The organism is Massilia sp. LjRoot122, from assembly GCF_964252725.1.
Lineage (GTDB): Bacteria > Pseudomonadota > Gammaproteobacteria > Burkholderiales > Burkholderiaceae_D > Telluria.
In genome coordinates this window covers 3,270,014-3,287,450 of record NZ_CAXUPB020000001.1, presented here as the reverse complement: position 1 = coordinate 3,287,450, position 17,437 = coordinate 3,270,014, and the positions used below count along the sequence as shown (strand labels likewise).

Sequence of the window (17,437 nt, the reverse complement as noted above, 5' to 3'; positions counted from 1 at the left end):
CTCATTCAGGTTGGCAACCGGGAAGATTCCCGTGTTGGCAGGCATTCAACGAGAGCGGAAACCACAGGTTGACCGCATTTACATCCGCTTACACTTGGGGGGCAGGGTTAACTGGCGTACAGTCGCGCCGGCCAGCGTGAACCTACACTGTTCCTACGCCGTTAGCCGGGAGGTGCCACATGCCAGACGCGCTCAAACTGTACAAGGCCAAGCGCAATTTCGATATCACGTCCGAGCCAGCGGAAGGCGGCTTGCCCGCGACGGAGGCGCTGACCTTCGTCATCCAGAAGCACTGGGCCAGCCGCCTGCACTACGATTTCCGCCTGGAACTCGACGGGACGATGAAAAGCTGGGCCGTGCCCAAGGGGCCGAGCTACGATACCCACGACAAGCGCATGGCCGTGCACGTCGAGGACCATCCGATCTCGTATTCCGACTTCGAAGGCACCATTCCCCCCAAACAATATGGAGCGGGCAAGGTCATCATCTGGGACAAGGGCACCTGGGAGCCGGTCGGCGATCCGCACGAGGGCTACCGCAAGGGCAACCTGAAGTTTGAGATCCATGGCCACAAGATGCACGGGCGCTGGGTGCTGGTGCGCATGAAAGGACGTGGCGAGGACAAGCAGGAACCCTGGCTGCTGATCAAGGAAAACGACGAGTACGCCCGCCCGGCGGCCGAGTTCTCGGTGGTGGACGAGATGCCCGACAGCGTCAAGCAACTGCCGATGCCGAAACCGGCGCGCGGCAAGGTGGCGGCGCTGAAGGCCGAGGCGCAAGCCGAAGCGCAGTCTGAAGACGGGGTCAAACCCGCGCGCAAGCGGGCGGCCAGGACGGCTGCCAAGCCCGCAGCTAAATCCACGCGCAGCAGGAAGAGCGCGGCGCCCGGCCTGCCGGAGGGCGTGGTCGAAGCGGCGCTGCCCGAGGCGTTTTCGCCCGAACTGGCGACCCTCGTCGACGCGCCGCCGCACGATCCGGAAAACTGGGTGTTCGAGATGAAGTTCGACGGCTACCGCATGCTGGCGCGGGTCGAGAAAGGCGAAGTGCGCCTGATCACGCGCAATGCCAACGACTGGACCGACAAGCTGCAGCCGCTGCGCAAGGAGCTGGAGCGCATGAAGCTGCCGGACGGCTGGTATGACGGCGAGATCGTCGTGCACGACGACAAGGGCAAGCCGAACTTCGGCCTGCTGCAGCTGGCCTTCGACGGCGTGCGCACGGCCGACATCGTGTACTTCGTGTTCGACGCCCCCTACTGCAACGGCTACGACCTGCGCGACGTGCCCCTGGTCGAGCGCCGCGCGGCACTGGAACAGATCCTCAAGAAAGCCAAGTCCGACAAGGTGCGCTTCTCGGCCGAGTTCGGGAACAATCCCGACGAACTGGTGGTGGCCGCCTGCAAGGTCGGGCTGGAAGGCGTGATCGGCAAGCGGCGCGATTCGCGCTACGTGTCGCGCCGCTCGCCCGAGTGGATCAAGCTCAAGTGCGGCCTGCGCCAGGAATTCGTGATCGGCGGCTTCACCGATCCGAAGGGCTCGCGCAAGGGCGTCGGCTCGCTGCTGCTCGGCACCTACGACCGCGAGGGCGTGCTGCGCTACGCCGGCAACGTGGGCTCGGGTTTCAACCACGCTTCCCTGATGGACATCAGCGAGCGCCTGGAGGCGCTGCGCACCGACCAGAGCCCCTTCCCGCCGCGTGCGGTGCCGGGACGCCAGCACCATTGGGTCAAGCCGGTGCTGGTGGCCGAAGTCAGCTTCTCGGAATGGACCAGCACCGGCTCGGTGCGTCATCCGGTGTTCCAGGGCCTGCGCCAGGACAAGCCGGCCAAGGGCATCACGCGCGAAGAGCCGCGCCATATCGAGGACATCGACAAGCCCGCCCTGGCCGACGAACCGGTGAGCCCGCCGCCCGCCGGCCTGCACGGCAAGCTGCCGGAAACCCTGCGCGTGACCAACCCGGAACGGGTGGTCGACCCGTCCACCGGCATCACCAAGCTCGACATCATCCGCTACTACGCGCTGGTGGGCGAGCTGATGATGGAGCACCTCAAGCGCCGTCCGCTGACCCTGGTGCGCGCGCCGGCAGGGATCGGCGCCGAGCTGGTGTTCCAGAAGCATGCCGACGTCAGGAAGCTGCCGGGCGTGAAGCAGATGGATGCGGCGCTCGATCCGGACAACCCGCCGATGCTGGAGATCGTGGGCGTCGAGGGCATCCTGTCGGTGGCGCAGTGGAACGCGATCGAGCTGCACACCCAGAACGCCTTTGCCAAAAGCTACGAAACCCCCGACCGCATGGTGTTCGACCTCGACCCGGGCGAGGGCGTGGAGTGGCAGCAGATGCAGGAAGCGGCGCAGATCATGCACGCCTTCCTCGACGAGCTGGGCTTGCCGTCCTTCCTCAAGACCAGCGGCGGCAAGGGCCTGCACGTGGTGGTGCCGGTCAAGCCCGAATACGGCTGGGACACCGTGAAGGCCTTTTCGCAGGCCATCGTGCGCCACCTGGCGGCGACCCTGCCGGACCGCTTTGCCTTCAAGAGCGGGCCGAAGAACCGGGTCGGCAAGATCTTCATCGACTATCTGCGCAACGGGCGCGGCGCGACCACCATCTGCGCCTGGGCGGCGCGCGCCAGGCCGGGGCTGGGCATTTCGGTGCCGCTGGAATGGGACGAGCTCATGAAGCTCAAGTCGAGTGCCCAGTGGACCGTCGCGAACGTGCACACGCGCCTGGACAAGGGCAACGAGCCCTGGGCCGGCTATGCAAAGGCGGCCAAGGGCTTGACCAGGGCAATGAAGGTGCTCGGCTTCGACGAGTGAGCGGTGGCTTAGAGCGCCTAACAATTCCCCCGATGGCTGCGTTGCATCGTCTCGCCGTACTAGCGTACTGTCTTCGACGATGCGCCTTGCCCTCGGGGTTTTGTTAGGCGCTCTTAATCGGTCGTGCGTCCCAGGGCGGCCAGCGAGGTCCGGACACCACGCCCGTAGGCCGGGTCGGCCTTGTCGAACTGGCGCAGCTGGCGCTGCAGGATCTCCTCATCCACGCCGCTCAGCGGCCCCGCCAGGTTGTCGCACAGGTTCTGGCGCTCTTGCCTACCCATCAGGCGGAACAGATTGCCGGCCTGGGTGTAATCGTCCTCCATGCCGCGGAAATCGTAGCGGCCGGCGTCGCCCGTGATCGGCAGCTCCGGCTCGCCGTGCCCCATGCCCAGCGCGCCACGGCCTTCGCTGTCGATGGTCGCGTAGTTGCGCGCAGCGCCGCCATTGGCGATCGCCATCGCGCCGTCGCGCTGCTGGTTGTGGAAGGGGCAGCGCGGGGCGTTGACCGGCAGGTGCTGGTGGTTGGTGCCGACCCGGTACAGTTGGGCGTCGTGGTAGGCGAACAGGCGGCCCTGCAGCATCTTGTCGGGCGAATAGCCCATGCCCGGCACCACGTTGGCGGGCGAGAACGCGGCCTGCTCGACCTCGGCGTGGTAGTTGTCCGGATTGCGGTTCAGTTCCAGTACGCCGACCGGCAGCATCGGGAAGTCGCCATGCGGCCAGACCTTGGTGAGATCGAAGGGATTCCAGCCGGTGCGCTGTTCCCAATCGGCCAGCTGGGCGGCCGTTGCCACCTGCATCTTGACGTCCCACTGGGGGAAGTCGGCCCTGGCGATGGACTCGAACAGGTCGCGCTGGGCGTAATCGGCGTCAAGGCCGGCGATGCGGGTGGCTTCGGCCGTGCTGAGGTTCTTGATCCCCTGGCGGGTCTTGAAGTGCCACTTCACGTAGACGCGTTCGCCGGCGTCGTTGATCAGGCTGTAGGTGTGGCTGCCGAAGCCGTCCATATGGCGGTAGCCGTCCGGGGTGCCGCGATCCGAGAACAGGATCGTTACCTGGTGCAGGCTTTCCGGCGCCTTGCTCAAGAAGTCGAACATCATGTTGGCCGACTTCAGGTTGGTCTGCGGATCGCGCTTCTGGGTGTGGATGAAGTCGGGGAACTTGATCGGATCCTTGAGGAAGAACACCGGGGTATTGTTGCCGACCAGGTCCCAGTTGCCTTCCTCGGTATAGAAGCGCAGAGCGAAACCGCGCGGGTCGCGTTCGGTGTCGGCGCTGCCTTTTTCGCCGCCCACGGTCGAAAAGCGCAGGAACACCGGGGTCGTCTTGCCTATCTCCGAGAACAATTTCGCCTTGGTAAAGGGGCGCAGGTCGTGGGTGACGGTGAAGCTGCCGTAGGCGCCCGAGCCCTTGGCGTGGACGACGCGCTCGGGAATGCGCTCGCGGTTGAAGTGCTGCAGCTTCTCGATCAGGTGGAAGTCCTGCAGCAGCAGCGGGCCGCGCGGGCCGGCGCTGAGCGAATTCTGGTCGTCGGCGACCGGGATGCCGGAAGCGGTGGTCAGGCGGGGTTGGCTCATCGGGAATCTCCTTGTGATTAATCAATAAGGAAATTCTATGGCTCAACGGTAAATTAATAAATTTAATTAATTAGATCGGTTCAATAGTTTTTTCCTTAGGCGTCGCCGGAAGCCGCGACGCCCGTCCTGGCGGGTGCCGCTTCCTCGTCCTCGCGCTTGTCGGAGCGGACCCCGGGCAGCCGGTCCACCGCGATCAGCTTCTCGGCTGCGGCATGCGAGGCCGCGAACACGCTGTCCGGCGAGAGCACCAGCTGGATGCCGGTGCTGCTGACTTCGTCGATGAGCCGGTCGAGCGCATCGATGCGCGAAGGGTCGGGGTTGACGCTGCGGATGTAGATCATGCGCACCGCGCCCGGACGGCGCCGCACGACCTCGGTATAGATCTCCGGATCCTGTTCGCCGCTGTCGCCGATCAGGACGAACTGCATGCCGGGATAGAAGTCCAGGATGCGCTCGATCTGCTCCAGCTTGTGGTTGCCGTGCTCGTTGATCTTGAGGACCTGGCGCACGCTCAGTTCGCGCAGCAGCAGCGGGCCGAGGGGGATGTCCTGCAGTTTCAGGAATTCCACCAGCGGTCCATACAGGTGCCAGGGGCTGCTCGAGACGTAGAACAGGGGATTGTCCTCGGCCCCGCCGGCGCCGTCGCGCAGGGCGCGGTAGAAGGCGGCGACGCCCTTGAACGGCTTGCGCGTGTGGTGGTTGGTGCGCGCCAGCATCAGGGCCATGTTCAGCTTGTTGGTGACGTTGGTCCACAGCACGGTGTCGTCGATGTCGCTGATGATGCCGAAGCGCGCCGTCGCGGCCGGCACCAGCACCTCGGCCACCGTGCGCAGGGGCTGGCCGTCGGGCTGGATATTGTCCGGGAATTCCAGCTCGATGGTATGGCGCCCGCCCGCCAGCGGCGTCGCGGCCTGGATATCGAAGGAAAAATAGCCGCCGCGGTCGGTACGCGCCTCATGGGTGGCGCCGCCGAAGTGCGCCAGCACCCGCGCATCGGCCACCTCGTCCGACTCGAGGCGCTGGTAGAAGGCGACCAGGTTGGCCCAGCCGCTGTCGGCGACGCTTTGCTCGCGAAAGCCGTATTCGTCCAGCAGCCGGCCCTTGAGCCAGATGCGGGTGGCGTTGCCGAAGCCGAGGTAGGGCACGGCCATCAGGGCGCGCCCCTGTTCGGGCGAGCGCAGGCGGCGCAGCACGCCGCTGGCGAGGGCGCCGGCGGTGCGCGCCAGGCGCCGGCGCAGCGGCGTGGTCGACACCACCGGTGCGTCGGCACGCTCCACCTTGTCGGTCGAGGTGGCCGAGCGCGGCGCGCCATGCTCGACCCAGACGCTCGCCATGTCGTTGCGGGTGAGGAGCAGGGCCTGCTGCACCTCCTGCGGCTTGGCCGGATTGACCGGGGTCGCCATCACGTGCACCGCGGTGCCGCTCTCGCGCAGGCGCGCGATGTCGTCTTCCGACAGCAGTCCCGGATTGAGGAAAAGACTGGCCCGGCCGAGGTCGACCCGGCGGGCGATGTCGTCGAAACCCGCCCTTGTCAGGACGAGGAAGGGCATGCTGCTCATGCGGATTCCTCTTTCGCCACCGGTTCGTTCTTGAAGATGCCGCGGATGTTGGTGACCATCAGCGCCGCCTGCAGCGCGATCAGCGCCCAGGCCTCGTCGTGGATGCCCCACACGATCCACAGGATGTTACTGACGATGAAGGTGCAGAAGCCGAAGACGCGGCGTCCGGCGCGTTGCGATCCGATCAGGTAGGCGGCGAGCAGGGTGACCAGCATCGCCGGCCACTGGAGGAAGTCGATGAATTCATCCATCCGTCAGGCCGCCTTCCTGCGGCGCGCGGGGGCCGTCGATGCTGCGCCGGTGGACTTGGCGGCGGCTTTTTTGGCAGCCGGCTTGGCCGCTGCTTTCGCGGCGGTCTTGCGCTTGGGGGCGGCGCCGCTGGCGGCCACGCGGTCGGTGCCGTGCGCGGCGGCCTTGCGCGCGCGCGGAGGCGACGCTTCCTCTTCGTCTTCCTCTTCGGCGGCGGGCCGGCGCTTCTTCGGCGGCGGCGGTTCGTCGTCGTCATCATCCTCGGCGGCGGCCGCCTTCCCGGGCTTCTTGCCCAGGCTGGCCTGCAGCAGCGAGACCAGGTCGATGACCTTGCCGGTCTCGCGCTTCGGTTCACTCGGCTCGGGCATGGTGATGGTCTTGGTCTGGTGCGCCTTGACCTTCTTCTCGATCAGGGCCAGCACGTCCTCGCGGTAGGTGTCGTGGTACTGCTCGGGCTCCCAGTCTTCGGCCATGCCCTGCACCAGGGCCATCGCCATCTTGAGTTCCTTGTCGGTGATGGCCGCCTTCTTGTCGCTGGCCGTCGGGATCTTGAGGTCGCCCGCGTCGCGGATCTCGTCGGCGTAGCGCAGGGTGTTCATGACGATGGTATCGCCCACGCACACCAGGGCCGCGAGGTGCTGCTTGACCCGGATGACGACGCGCGCGATGCCGATCTTGCCGGCCTTGCGCAGGGTTTCGCGCAGCAGCGCGTACACCTTGTCGCCGCCCTTGCCGGGCGCGAGGTAATAGGGCTGCTCGAAGTAGAGCAGCGAAACGTCTTCGGCGTCGACGAAGGCCAGGATGTCGATGGTCTGGGTGGCCTCGGGATTGGCGCGCCGCAGGTCCTCGTCCGAGAGCACCACGTATTCGCCGCTGGTGTACTCGTAGCCCTTGACGATGTCGTCCCAGGAGACTTCCTTGCCGTTGCCCTTGTTGTAGCGCTTGAAGCCGACCGGCGAGAAGTCGCGGCGGTCGAGCATGGTCAGGTCGAGCCCCTTGTTGTCGACCGCCGGATACATATCGACGGGGATGTGCACCAGCCCGAAGCTGATCGCACCCTTCCACATGCTGCGCGGCATGGCAGTCTCCTTGTCTGGTTATTCTTACTCGCCCACGACCCCGGTGATCGGCAGGACCACCCCGGTGATGTAGCCCGAGCATACCGGCGAGGCCAGGAACACATAGGCCGGCGACAGCTCTTCCGGCTGGGCGGCGCGCTTGAAGGTGGTGCTGGCGCCGAATTCCTTGATCTTCTCGGGCGACTGGTCGGCCGGATTCAGCGGGGTCCAGACCGGGCCAGGGGCGACGCAGTTGACCCGGATGCCCTGCTCGATCACGCTGGCCGCCAGCGACATCGTGAAGGCGTGGATCGCGCCCTTGGTGGCCGAATAGTCGAGCAGCTTGCCCGAGCCTTTCAGGCCGGTCACCGAGCCGGTGTTGATGATCGACGAACCCTGCTTGAGGTGGGGCAGGGCGGCGCGCGCCATGTGGAAATAGCCGTAGATATTGGTGCGGAAGGTCTCGTCGAGGCGTTCCTCCGTGATGTCGAGCAGGGAACCGGCATGCTCCTGGAAGGCGGCGTTGTTGACCAGCACGTCGAGGCGGCCGAATTCGGCGACCACCTTGTCGACCGCGTCCTTGCAGAAGGCGGCATCCTTGACGTCGCCGGCGATGGTGACGCAGCGGCGGCCTTCGGCCTCGATGCAGCGCTTGGTTTCCTCGGCGTCTTCGTGTTCGTTCAGGTACATCACCGCGACGTCGGCGCCTTCGCGCGCGAACAGTACCGCGACCGCGCGCCCGATGCCCGAGTCGGCGCCGGTGACGATGGCGGCCATGCCTTCCAGCTTGCCGCTGCCCTTGTACTGCTCGGCCATGAACTTCGGCTTCAGCGCCATCTCGGCTTCGATGCCGGGCTTGGCCAGGTGCTGCTCAGGCATCGGCGGCGCCGGCTGCGGGATCCCGGTCTGCACCGCCTCGCTGCTTTCCGCCTTCTGCATGCTGGCGTCCTTCTGGTCCTGGCGGCTCTGGATCGCCTTCTGCTTGTTCGCTACGTCATCCTGATGTGCCATTGCTAACTCCATGAACGTTCAATCGACCGGGAGAGTATCGATGCGGCACCGGCAAGCGACGGTGCGCTTCCACACACTCCAAGACAATTCTTCACTATCCGCTCGCGTGGCTATCTGGCAAACTTGTCATTGATTTTTAACAAACTGCTTGTCAGGAAATAAAAATGAAGGAAGGGATGCCTCCACAGGCAAGCACACAAGGCGCTCTGTCCGGCCTGTTCGTCAACCCGGCCGCGCAGCGCCGCAGCGACTTCCAGCGCGCCTGCGCCGGCCTGTTCGACGGGCTGCGCGTGGCCGACGGCGCCGAGCAGGCCGCCACGCTGCTGGCGCAGCAGCCGGCCCGCGTGCTGGTGCTCGACCTCGAGCGCTTCGAGATCGGCATCGACCTGCCGGCGCTGGGCCAGCTGATCGCGCAGCGCGCCGGCGCCCCGACCCTGGTCCTGTGCCCCTTCACCAATGCGCGCTGGCTGCCGGCGCTGATGGCCTACGGTCCCCTGTCCTATGTGATCACGCCGCTGGTCCCGGAACACCTGAGCGCCGCCGTGGCCGCGCGCCTGCGCGAAGGCTTCGCGCCGCCGCCCGCGGCCGGTCCGGTGGAAACCGAACTGGCGGCGCTGCTGGCGGTGCGCAGCGAAGCGCAGCAGGCGCTGGCCGAGGCCGACGACAGCATCCGCTTCGGCGAGCGCCTGTGCGTGGCCCTGCTGGGCTGGCCCGGCGTGACCCATGCCGCGATGTTCCAGCTGCACGACGGGACCGATCTGCGCCTGGAAGCGCAGCACGGCAAGGCCGGCCTCGACCTGGGGGCGCTGCTGGGGCGCGGCGAGCGCCTGCTGCAGTCGCCGCTGCGCCACGCCTTTCCCGGCTTGCTGGCGGCGGCCGGCGGCGAGACCGTGCTGCTCGACGACGTCGCCAAGGCCGGCGAAGCGGAGCTGGCGCAGGCGCTGGGCGCGCATGGCGTGCAGATGGTGCTCGGGCTGCCGATTCCGGCTGCCGGTCCGGGCGCCCCGCGTGGATCGCTATGCCTGCTGTTCGAGCATGGGCGTGCGTTCTCGCGCGCCCAGCTGGGCGTCTTCGACGACCTGGCGCAGCTGGCCGCCTTCGGCCTGCGCATGGCGGAACTGATGCGCGAAAGCGAAGAACTGCTCGGCCGCGTCACCCAGCTGGCGACCCTCGACGCGCTCACGGGCGTGGCCAACCGCCGCCATGGCGAATTCCTGCTGGAGCAGGAGATCCGGCGCGCACGCCGCTACCGCCTGCCGCTGGCCCTGATCGCCTTCGACATCGACCGCTTCCGCAACGTCAACGACGCCTACGGGCATCCGGTCGGCGACATGGCGCTGCGCGCGGTCACCGACACGGCGCGCGCACTGCTGCGCTCGAGCGACGTGCTGGTGCGTTCGGGCGGCGAGGAATTCCAGGTAATCGCGCCGCATACCAGCGCCATCGATGGCCTCAAGATGGCCGAGAAACTGCGCGCGGCCATCGAGCAGACCGAGATTCCGGGCTGCGACCACGTGACGGTCAGCCTCGGCGTGGCCCAGCTGGGCGAGACCGAGAACGGCGATTCGTTGATGGTGCGGGTCAACGCGGCGCTGGCGCGCGCCAAGCGGGCGGGGCGCAACTGCGTCGAGCTCGCCATGCAGTAGGTGGCATGATAGGCTAGCGGCTTTTCTGGCAGGCAATACCCTATGCTTCAGTGGCTGCAGCACTACCGGCGCGCGATGCTGCCGGGCGACATCAGCGCCGGCATCGTCGTCGCGATGATGATGATCCCGCAAGGCATGGCCTACGCCCTGGTGGCCGGCCTGCCGCCGGTCGCCGGGATCTACGCCAGTATCGTGCCGCCGCTGCTGTACGCCCTGTTCGGTACCAGCAGCACCCAGTCGATCGGCCCGATGGCGATCATTTCGCTGATGACGGCATCGAGCCTGGCGCCCCTCGCCGCCCCGGGCAGTGCGCTGTACGGGGTGCTGGCGGCCCAGCTGGCGCTGCTCTCGGGCGCCGTGCTGCTGGCCTGCGGCTTGCTGCGCATCGGCTTCCTCGCCAACTTCTTTTCCCGCCCCGTGATGAGCGGCTTCACCATCGGCTCGGCGATCCTGATCGCCTGGGGCCAGCTGCGCCCGCTGCTCGGCGCGATGCCGCCCGCCGTGCACTGGCCGAGCGCGGTGCTGGGCCTGGGCGCGCTGGCCCTGCTGGTGTGGGCGCGCCACTTCATGGCCGCTACGCTGGCGCGCCTCGGCCTGTGGCCGGTGGCGGCCGACATCGGCGCCAAGCTGGCCCCGATGCTGGTGGTGATCGGCGCCACCGCGCTGGTGGCCGCACTCGGGCTGGACGCGCAGGGCGTGGCCGTCACCGGCGCCGTGCCGGCCGGGCTGCCTGGACTGAACCTCGCCACCTCCGGCGCACATTGGCAGGCGCTGCTGCAGCCGGCGCTCCTGATCGGCTTCATGATCTTCCTGATCAGCATGTCGGGCGCGCAGGCGCTGGCGCTCAAGCGCGGCGAAAAGCTGGGCAGCAACCGCGAACTCGTGGGCCTGGGCGCGGCCAACCTCGGCAGCGCCCTGAGCGGCGGCTTCCCGGTCACCGGCAGCATCTCGCGCTCGGCGGTGAACTTCGCGGCCGGCGCCAACACCCAGCTGGCCAGCATCATCACGGCCGGCCTGCTGGCCGTGGCCCTGGTGGCGCCCACCGGCTGGCTGGCGCTGCTGCCCTTGCCGGTGCTGGCGGCCACGATCATCGTCGCGGTGCTGGGCATGCTCGACCTGTCGCTGCTCCACACCGCCTGGCGCTACGACCGCGCCGACGCCGCGGCGCTGCTGGCCACCGGCGCCGGCGTGCTGGTGCTGGGTGTCGAGGCGGGCGTGGTGGTCGGTCTGGCGCTGTCGATAGGGGCGCTGATCTGGCGCGCCAGCCGCCCGCACATCGCGGTGCTGGGCCGCATCGCCGGCAGCGAGCACTTCCGCAACGTCGACCGCTATTCGGCCGAGACGGCGCCGGGCCTGCTGATGCTGCGCGTGGATGCCGGCCTGTTCTTCGGAAACGTCGAGGCGGTGAACGAACGCATCGAGGACGAACTGGCGGCCCGTGCCGGTACCCGCCACCTGGTGCTGGTGCTGTCGGCGGTGAATGCGATCGATACCTCGGCCCTGTTCGGGCTCGGCGAGCTGAATACCTCGCTGCGCCAGCGTGGCGTGCTGCTGCACCTGGCCGAGGTGAAGGGGCCGGTGATGGACCGGCTCAAGCAAAGTACCCTGCTGCAAGCGCTCAACGGGCGCCTGTTCCTGAGCGCCGCTATGGCCTGGGACGAACTGGCCGTGCGGCACGACAGTGCCTGAATCCCAAGCTTGTATTGACGCCAGGTAATTGGGCAATTAGGATGGGTTCGGCGCAAAACTAATATGACGCGCGACCGGCCGGTGGCCGCGATCGCACGCGCCGAATCAAAAGGGTAGGGATGACCCGACAACAGACGCCGGCGGCCCGTGTCGCCGTTCGCAGCACAGCTGCGGCCCTTGCGCTTGCCGCGCTCGCAGCCGTCGAGGTCCATGCGGCCGAGATCAAGGCCAGCGGCCGCCTGTTGGCGGGCAATATCTACCGGGTCCAGGAGCGCGACCCCCATCTGCTCACCAGTGTGAATGCCGGCGCATCCGGCCTGTCCGGCCTGGGCGGCGGCGGCAATGCGGACGACGCCAACCTCAACTACGCCAGGGGCGAGGCGGCCTCGCGCGCCATCCGGGCCGTGGTGGAGCTTGCGGCGGTGGAAGGCAACTGGTCGGGCCTGGTACGCGCGAAGGCCTGGCATGATGCCGGTCTCGCGCGCGACGGCCGGCCCTGGGGCAACGTTGCGAACAGCTATGCCGCGGGCGCGCCGCTGTCGGACAGCGGTGCCCCGCGCCTGTCGCGCTTCTCCGGCATCGCGCTGCTCGACGCCTGGGTGCAGGGCAAGGCCACGCTGGCGGGCATGCCGGTGCTCGGGCGCGCCGGACAGCAAACCCTGGCCTGGGGCGAGCGCTCGATGACGCCGGGCGGCCTCGAGTCGCTCAACCCGCGCGACCTGGCTGGCCTGCACCGGGCGGCGCCGGTGGCGGCCGAGACGATGCTGCCGCGGCCGATGCTGTTCGGACGCATCGAGCCCCGCATCGGCCTGCGCTCCGGCGTGGCGTTCGAGGCTTACTACCAGACCGGCTTCCGTCCTTCGGCACTCGACGTCTGCGGCACGCTATGGTCGATGAGCGACTACCTGGTGGACGGCTGCGACCGGGTGATGAGCGGCCAGCCGATGCTCAGCGACCGCGCGCGCATCCCCCTCGGCGCCTACCTGAAGCGGCTGCCGACACCGAAGCCGGAGACAAAGGAGTTCGGCGTCGGCGCCACCTGGCGGATCGATGAAGCCAGCGAGTTCGGCCTGTATCACGCGCGCTACAACGCGCGTACCGCGCTGCCGGGCCTGCGCCGTTCGACCCGGCCCGGCGGTCCGGCGCTGATCCCCGGCGATCCGGATGGGCGCAACATGGCCTATTTCACCGAGTACGCCGAAGGCCTGCGCATCACGGCGGCGACCTTCTCGCACAAGCGTGCCCGCACCAGCATGCACGGCGAAGCCTCGTACCGGCCCGCAGTGCCCTTCATGCTGGCGCCGGGCGACGTGCTGCCGCCCTTCATGAGCGCGACCACGCCCTCGCTGCTGCGCGCGCGCGCCGATGCGGTGGCACCGGGCGACATTTTCCATGGCTACGACCTGTATGCGGTCTGGCAGGCGCAGGCCGGCGTACGCCACGAATGGATGCTGGCGGGGCTGGGACTGGCGGCCGGCGCGGAAGTGGTCGGCAAGCACACCCGGGGCCTGCCGGATCCGGCAAGTCTGCGCTACGGCCGCGCCGACATCTTCGGCGTCGGCGCGGTCAACGGAAGCTGTGCGGTGAATACCGCCGATGCGGCGCGCCAGTGCAGCCTGCGCGGGTATGCGACGCCGAACGCCTGGGGCTACCGGCTGCACCTGGACCTGCGGCTGCCGAAGCTGGCGCCGCAGCTGGCGGGCAGCGCCAGCCTGCTGTTCGTGCACGACGTGAAAGGCTGGTCGGGAGACCTGCTGCTGAACGAAGGTCGCAAGTCCGCCAACCTGGCGCTGCGCTTCGAGTACCGCCAGCGCTACCTGGCGGAGCTGGGCTACCAGCCGTCCTGGGGTGGGGATTACCATGCGGCGGCCGACCGGGATACTGCCTCGGTGGCGCTGGGCCTGAAATTCTGAGCTGCGCCGGGGCCGGGGCCCCCGATCAGGCGCGGCGGCGTTGCGGCTCGGCCGGGTCGCGCGGCGGCGCCAGCTTGATCGGCGCGGCCTGGTCCGGATAAAGCGCCTGGCGCCCCTCGTAGACCGCCGCGATGGCGGCCATGTCTTGCTCGGTGTCGCCGCTCAGGGTGAGGGTGTGGACCACGCTCAGTACCTTGGCGCGGTAGTCGATGTAGACCAGCAGCAGCGGCACCCTGGCGGTGGTGGCCAGGTGGTAGAAACCGCTTTTCCAGTGCGGGCGGTAGCTGCGCGTTCCTTCCGGCGTGATGCCGATCCAGCACCAGGGCGAGGCGAGCATGTTCTGGGCCAGCTGGCGGGTCGCGCCCATCGAGGCGCGGCGGTCGACGGCGATGCCGCCCCAGTAGCGCATGATGGCGCCCATCGGGCCGCGGAACAGCGAATCCTTGGCGAGCCAGCTGAACTTCAGGCCGATCGCCCACTTGCCCAGCAGGCCAACCAGGAAGTCCCAGTTCGAGGTGTGCGGATAGACGACGGCGATTCCATGCGGTCCCGGCAAGGGTTTGAAGTGCACTTGCCAGCCGGCCAGATTCAGCAGGCGAAGCGCAGTGCGCTGGCCCCAGGTGGGAAGTGCCGCGGGACGCAGCAGGTGTTCGCTCATCGATTCTCCGTCGCTGTACAAAATCTTATTTTGCGGCAGCTAATATTTGCCGCCGGAAAATAAGCGAGGAATTCTATAGCGAGCCGCAGCGGGGAACAAGGGAAAAAGCTGGCGCCGGACATGAGCTGTGGTTATGATGCCGCTAATTTTTCAGCAATATTGACGAGCATTCAACACATGGATATCACGATTTACCATAACCCGCGCTGCGGGACCTCGCGCAACACCCTGGCGGCGATCCGTGAGAAAGGCGTGGAGCCGCAGGTAGTGGAGTACCTGGCGACGCCGCCTTCACGTGAACAGCTGCGGGCGATGATCGCCGCCTCCGGACTGACGGTGCGCGAGGCGGTGCGCAGCAAGGAAGCCCTGTTCGGCGAACTCGGGCTGGACCAGCCGGGCGTCGACGACCAGGCCCTGCTCGATGCCATGGCCGCGCATCCGGTCCTGATCAACCGGCCCTTCGTCGTCACGCCGAAGGGCGTGCGCCTGTGCCGGCCGTTCGAACTGGTGCACGAAATCCTCTGAGCCGCAGCTTCCTACTGTGCCCCCGGCGAGGGCACGCCCGCGGGTTCGGATTCGGTATAGGGCACGGCGCCGATGTCGATCTGCCTGCGCGGACGCAGGGCCACCGCGTCGCCGGCGCCGGGCGCCATGCCCTTGCCGATGGCCGGCGAGCCCGGCTGGAGCCGGAAGTCGGGCGTGGTGAGCGTCCGGCTGTAGTCGGCGAACAGCGGCGCGGCGGTGACAGTGCCGCTATGCTGGCGCCCGGCCGACAGCTTCCAGTCGCCGCCCGCGTTCTGGAACACGAGGTTGTTGCGGTAGCTGATGTTGGCGCCGGTCGCCCCCTGTTCGAGGATGCCGTGGCCGTTGTCGTAGACGATGTTGTTGGCCGTGTGCGTGTGGTCGTTCGGCCCCTTGCTGTGATAGAAGTCGCCGCCCCCGACCACGATGCCGGTGCCGCAGCCGACCACGGTGTTGCCGCGGATCGTCACGTGGCTGGCGTCGTGCCACAGGTGGATGCCGGCGCCCGAGGCGCGGTAGATGATGTTGTCGCGCACGCTCGCTGTGGTGCTGACGTAGATGCCGTGCATGTAGCGGCATTCGGGCGGGCCGATGTCGTGCACGTGGTTGCCGACCACCTCGGCGTCGTTGCCCTTGTAGTAGCTGTCGATGCCGATGCCGGCGCCGCCCTTGGCCTCGCAGGGCACGTCGTTGCCGACGTGGTGGATGTGGTTGTGGTGGATGCCGTTGTGCGAGCCGCCGTTGTAGATGCCGCTCAGCCACTTCATGCCGCTCTGGTACTGGCTGCCGTCGATGTCGAAGCCGATGATGTCGAGGTAATTGGCGCGGTTGTCCCAGGCCGCCGGCTGGCGCGAATCGAGCGGCGGCACCAGCCGCGCGGCGCCGCGTTCGATCGATTCGAACACGATGCGCGCCTCCGCGGTGCCGTGCGTATTGGTGCGCACACCGCCGAAATAGGTGCCCGGGGCGACGTGCACCGTGGTGCCGGGCGTAACGGCCTGGGCGGCGCGGGTGAGCGTGCGGAAGGGCTCGTCGCGGGTGCCGGGATTGCTGTCCGAGCCGGACGGCGACACGTACAGGTGCGTGCGCACCAGTTCGGGGATGACGAGGTCTTCCTGCCCCGGCTCGCGCAGGCGGCAGCCCGACAGCAGCATGGCAAGGAGCAGCGCTGGAAACAGTGCATGCTTGGCGGACCGGACGACGGTGAACGGGTAGTGGCGCATCTTTCCCTCGCGGCAGCGAACGTGAAAGGCCAGTTTGACCCGGCATAAGCGGGAAGGGGGCCGGTTGCCTCAAATGTGTACTTTGAGGGTGCGCAACACGCGGCGCAGCCGCCTGTTATGCCGCCTGCGCCACCGCCGGCATATACGTGTCGATGAACTCGGCAGGCATGCGGCGCGGACGGCCGCTGCTGATCTCGATGCAGACCAGGTCCCAGCGCCCGCGCAGCACGGTGGCGCCGTCGCTGTCGCGCACCAGCTGGAAGCGCCGTTCCATCGCCAGCTTGCCGTCGCCCCCCACCAGCCAGGTGGCCAGGGTCAGGGCCTCGCCCAGCAAGGTGGGCAGCAGGTAGTCGTACTCGCCGCGCCGGATCGCCATCGCACGGTCGAGCCGGCGGTAATCGTCCAGCGTCAGGCCCAGGCGTTCCGAATGCGCCCAGCCGGCCTGCTCGCACCAGCGCACGTAAACGGCATTGTTGGTGTGGTTCAGGCCGTCGATGTCGCCGGCTTCCGGGGTGACGGGCAGGGTGAAGGGTTGCGGGTAATCCCAGTCCAATGTGGCCTCGACGCAATAAGGAAACCGCCATTGTACGGCCCGCCGCACGGGGTGCTGTCTTGACGCCTCAGCCGTCCCAGTCGAGCTCCACCAGCAGCGCCTGGTGGTCGGAGCCTTGCTCGCTCGCATCCACCCGTACGCGCCGGACGTGCCCGGCCAGGTCGGCGCTGGCGAACACGTAGTCGAAGGTGAAGGGGGCGGAGGCGTCCGGGTTGGGGTCGTGCAGGCCGACGGTCGGGGCGTGGCGCCGGCCCGGCTGGGCCAGCTGCCAGCAGTCGCGCCAGGGCTGGACGCCGTCGCCGAAGGGCGCCAGCAGGCGCTGGTGTTCGGGCGAGCCCGGCAGCATGTTGAAGTCGCCTGCGAGCAGCGCCGGCATGGCGCGCGGTGGCACGGCGAAAGGACCATGGCCCGGCGCCGGCGGACAGCAGGCGTGCAGGCTGGCTTCGCGGTGCAGTTCGCGCAGGCGCTCGACCTGGGCCATGCGCTGGCGCTGCGAAAAATACTCGAGGTGGACGGCCATGACGCGCAGCGGGCCGCCGGGCGCGGCCACGGTCAGCTCGAGGCCCGTGCGCGGCATGCTCATGACCTCCGGCTCGGCGGGCCAGGGCAGGGAGTGGCGCAGCGCCTGCAGCACCGGATGGCGCGAGAATGCCATCATGCCGAAGCGGCGGCGCGCACCCGCCTTGCCGTCCGCCGCCCCGGTATCGCAGGCGAGGGCCGCGAATCCGGCATAGCCCGGCAGGCGCTCGCGCAGCATGGCGAACTGGTCTTCGCCGCCCGCGGTGTAGCCGCTTGAAACTTCTTGGATACAAAGCATATCAAAACTGCAAAAGCGGTCGAGGCATGCGATGATGCGGTCGAGGTCGGTCTTGCCGTCCGGGCTGCGGCCGGCCTGGATATTCCAGGTAACGAGCTTGAACATGGAAGGTCCTTTCTGTGGACCTTCAGGCTAGCGCGCGGCCCGGG

Annotated in this window: 13 protein-coding genes and 1 pseudogene; 5 read left to right on the top strand and 9 right to left on the bottom strand. The window is 67.9% G+C overall.

Features of this window, described 5'->3' with window-relative positions:
* The first annotated feature begins 179 nt into the window (after positions 1–179).
* A complete protein-coding gene (gene ligD / locus ACSQ25_RS14310) occupies positions 180–2,813 on the top strand; it encodes a DNA ligase D (RefSeq protein ID WP_436106348.1) in 2,634 nt (877 codons plus the stop codon).
* A gap of 113 nt (positions 2,814–2,926) precedes the next feature.
* Here ligD and ACSQ25_RS14305 read toward each other — a convergent pair whose 3' ends face one another.
* From ACSQ25_RS14305 to ACSQ25_RS14285, 5 genes are all read right to left on the bottom strand, one after another.
* Complete coding sequence (locus ACSQ25_RS14305) at positions 2,927–4,390, bottom strand: catalase (RefSeq protein ID WP_436106347.1); 1,464 nt, start codon at positions 4,388–4,390, stop codon at positions 2,927–2,929.
* Between the two features lie 95 nt (positions 4,391–4,485).
* The gene (locus tag ACSQ25_RS14300) at positions 4,486–5,949 is read right to left on the bottom strand and encodes an App1 family protein (RefSeq protein ID WP_436106346.1); all 1,464 of its coding nucleotides are present in this window, start codon (positions 5,947–5,949) and stop codon (positions 4,486–4,488) included.
* On the bottom strand, positions 5,946–6,200 hold the full coding sequence (locus ACSQ25_RS14295) for a hypothetical protein (protein ID WP_436106345.1): 255 nt from the start codon (positions 6,198–6,200) through the stop codon (positions 5,946–5,948). The genes ACSQ25_RS14300 and ACSQ25_RS14295 overlap by 4 nt, the downstream gene beginning before the upstream one ends.
* A gap of 3 nt (positions 6,201–6,203) precedes the next feature.
* On the bottom strand, positions 6,204–7,277 hold the full coding sequence (locus ACSQ25_RS14290) for a Ku protein (RefSeq protein ID WP_436106344.1): 1,074 nt from the start codon (positions 7,275–7,277) through the stop codon (positions 6,204–6,206).
* Positions 7,278–7,301: 24 nt separating this feature from the next.
* On the bottom strand, positions 7,302–8,267 hold the full coding sequence (locus ACSQ25_RS14285; RefSeq protein ID WP_436106343.1) for an SDR family oxidoreductase: 966 nt from the start codon (positions 8,265–8,267) through the stop codon (positions 7,302–7,304).
* Positions 8,268–8,431: 164 nt separating this feature from the next.
* Here ACSQ25_RS14285 and ACSQ25_RS14280 point away from each other — a divergent pair, with 164 nt between their 5' ends.
* From ACSQ25_RS14280 to ACSQ25_RS14270, 3 genes are all read left to right on the top strand, one after another.
* Positions 8,432–9,913 carry a diguanylate cyclase gene (locus ACSQ25_RS14280; RefSeq protein ID WP_436106342.1) on the top strand — a complete coding sequence of 494 codons (1,482 nt, stop codon included), beginning with the start codon at positions 8,432–8,434 and terminating at the stop codon, positions 9,911–9,913.
* 42 nt (positions 9,914–9,955) lie between these two features.
* On the top strand, positions 9,956–11,602 hold the full coding sequence (locus ACSQ25_RS14275; RefSeq protein WP_436106341.1) for a SulP family inorganic anion transporter: 1,647 nt from the start codon (positions 9,956–9,958) through the stop codon (positions 11,600–11,602).
* 119 nt (positions 11,603–11,721) lie between these two features.
* Positions 11,722–13,515: a DUF1302 domain-containing protein gene (locus tag ACSQ25_RS14270; protein ID WP_436106340.1), complete on the top strand. Its 1,794-nt coding sequence runs from the start codon at positions 11,722–11,724 to the stop codon at positions 13,513–13,515.
* A 25-nt stretch (positions 13,516–13,540) separates the two neighbouring features.
* Here the strand turns inward: ACSQ25_RS14270 and ACSQ25_RS14265 are convergent, their stop codons facing one another.
* A complete protein-coding gene (locus ACSQ25_RS14265) occupies positions 13,541–14,173 on the bottom strand; it encodes a 1-acyl-sn-glycerol-3-phosphate acyltransferase (RefSeq protein ID WP_436106339.1) in 633 nt (210 codons plus the stop codon).
* Positions 14,174–14,350: 177 nt separating this feature from the next.
* On the opposite strand from ACSQ25_RS14265, the pseudogene arsC reads away from it, so the two are divergent.
* Positions 14,351–14,695 (top strand): annotated as a pseudogene (gene arsC / locus ACSQ25_RS14260) (arsenate reductase (glutaredoxin)); the annotation flags it as partial.
* Between the two features lie 14 nt (positions 14,696–14,709).
* Here the strand turns inward: arsC and ACSQ25_RS14255 are convergent.
* From ACSQ25_RS14255 to ACSQ25_RS14245, 3 genes are all read right to left on the bottom strand, one after another.
* Positions 14,710–15,918 (bottom strand): right-handed parallel beta-helix repeat-containing protein, encoded by a 1,209-nt coding sequence (locus ACSQ25_RS14255; RefSeq protein ID WP_436106338.1) that lies wholly within the window; start codon positions 15,916–15,918, stop codon positions 14,710–14,712.
* A gap of 115 nt (positions 15,919–16,033) precedes the next feature.
* Complete coding sequence (locus tag ACSQ25_RS14250) at positions 16,034–16,471, bottom strand: acyl-CoA thioesterase (protein ID WP_436106337.1); 438 nt, start codon at positions 16,469–16,471, stop codon at positions 16,034–16,036.
* A gap of 67 nt (positions 16,472–16,538) precedes the next feature.
* Positions 16,539–17,393 (bottom strand): endonuclease/exonuclease/phosphatase family protein, encoded by an 855-nt coding sequence (locus ACSQ25_RS14245; RefSeq protein ID WP_436106336.1) that lies wholly within the window; start codon positions 17,391–17,393, stop codon positions 16,539–16,541.
* Between the last annotated feature and the right edge of the window lie 44 nt (positions 17,394–17,437).

What these genes read in the sequence shown, in the direction of transcription:
- ligD (WP_436106348.1), top strand. Translation starts at nt 180, where the DNA reads ATGCCAGACGCGCTCAAACTGTACAAGGCCAAGCGCAATTTCGATATC.
- ACSQ25_RS14305 (WP_436106347.1), bottom strand. Translation starts at nt 4,390, where the DNA reads ATGAGCCAACCCCGCCTGACCACCGCTTCCGGCATCCCGGTCGCCGAC.
- ACSQ25_RS14300 (WP_436106346.1), bottom strand. Translation starts at nt 5,949, where the DNA reads ATGAGCAGCATGCCCTTCCTCGTCCTGACAAGGGCGGGTTTCGACGAC.
- ACSQ25_RS14295 (WP_436106345.1), bottom strand. Translation starts at nt 6,200, where the DNA reads ATGGATGAATTCATCGACTTCCTCCAGTGGCCGGCGATGCTGGTCACC.
- ACSQ25_RS14290 (WP_436106344.1), bottom strand. Translation starts at nt 7,277, where the DNA reads ATGCCGCGCAGCATGTGGAAGGGTGCGATCAGCTTCGGGCTGGTGCAC.
- ACSQ25_RS14285 (WP_436106343.1), bottom strand. Translation starts at nt 8,267, where the DNA reads ATGGCACATCAGGATGACGTAGCGAACAAGCAGAAGGCGATCCAGAGC.
- ACSQ25_RS14280 (WP_436106342.1), top strand. Translation starts at nt 8,432, where the DNA reads ATGAAGGAAGGGATGCCTCCACAGGCAAGCACACAAGGCGCTCTGTCC.
- ACSQ25_RS14275 (WP_436106341.1), top strand. Translation starts at nt 9,956, where the DNA reads ATGCTTCAGTGGCTGCAGCACTACCGGCGCGCGATGCTGCCGGGCGAC.
- ACSQ25_RS14270 (WP_436106340.1), top strand. Translation starts at nt 11,722, where the DNA reads ATGACCCGACAACAGACGCCGGCGGCCCGTGTCGCCGTTCGCAGCACA.
- ACSQ25_RS14265 (WP_436106339.1), bottom strand. Translation starts at nt 14,173, where the DNA reads ATGAGCGAACACCTGCTGCGTCCCGCGGCACTTCCCACCTGGGGCCAG.
- ACSQ25_RS14255 (WP_436106338.1), bottom strand. Translation starts at nt 15,918, where the DNA reads ATGCGCCACTACCCGTTCACCGTCGTCCGGTCCGCCAAGCATGCACTG.
- ACSQ25_RS14245 (WP_436106336.1), bottom strand. Translation starts at nt 17,393, where the DNA reads ATGTTCAAGCTCGTTACCTGGAATATCCAGGCCGGCCGCAGCCCGGAC.